This is a genomic window from Vibrio sp. YT-19(2023) (assembly GCF_033337395.1).
The window spans coordinates 1-779 of record NZ_JAWOQN010000374.1 but is presented as its reverse complement, the minus strand read 5'-3'; the positions used below and the strand labels follow the sequence as shown (position 1 = coordinate 779).

Annotated in this window: 1 protein-coding gene; it reads right to left on the bottom strand. The window is 48.7% G+C overall.

Annotated features, from left to right (window positions below):
- Positions 1 to 779: malate synthase (locus tag R7E78_RS25985; RefSeq protein ID WP_411913771.1), on the bottom strand; the 779-nt coding region annotated here is incomplete at both ends.

Here is a 779-nt window from a genome sequence, read left to right as displayed (position 1 = left end):
TTCGAACAGCGCTTTTGTCACCTGTTGACCATTGTCGAGTGACTTACCGTGCTGAATCCATTGCCAGATTGAGGCGCGAGAAATCTCAGCAGTCGCAGCATCTTCCATTAATCCGTAGATTGGTACACAGCCGTTTCCAGAAATCCAAGCTTCGATGTATTGCAGCGCAACGCGAATGTTGTGGCGCATGCCTTCTTCTGTACGTTCACCGTCACACGGTTCTAGCAACTCGGCTGCGGTAATTGGCGCATCTTCGGAGCGACTAACATCTAGTTGATTTGTTCGCTCTCCAAGTGCCGCACTGAATACTTCCATAGCAGTATCGGCGAGCCCCGGGTGAGCAACCCACGTACCGTCGTGACCGTTATTCGCTTCAAGTGACTTATCGTTGTGAATTTTATCCAACACTTTCTGGTTTTCTTGCGGGTCTTTCGCGGGAATAAAGGCGGCCATTCCTCCCATCGCGAAAGCACCACGCTTGTGACAAGTACGAACCAGCAAACGCGAATAGGCGTTCAAAAATGGTTTGTCCATGGTGACGACTTGGCGATCCGGCAGAACACGATCTGGGTGTTTCTTCAGTGTTTTGATGTAACTGAAAATGTAATCCCAACGACCACAATTCAGCCCTACGATGTGCTCTTTAAGTGAGAACAAAATCTCATCCATCTCAAACACAGCTGGTAACGTTTCGATCAGCACGGTCGCTTTGATCGTGCCAGTCTCTAAACCAAAATATTCTTCTGTGAAATGGAACACTTCACTCCACCACTTCGCCT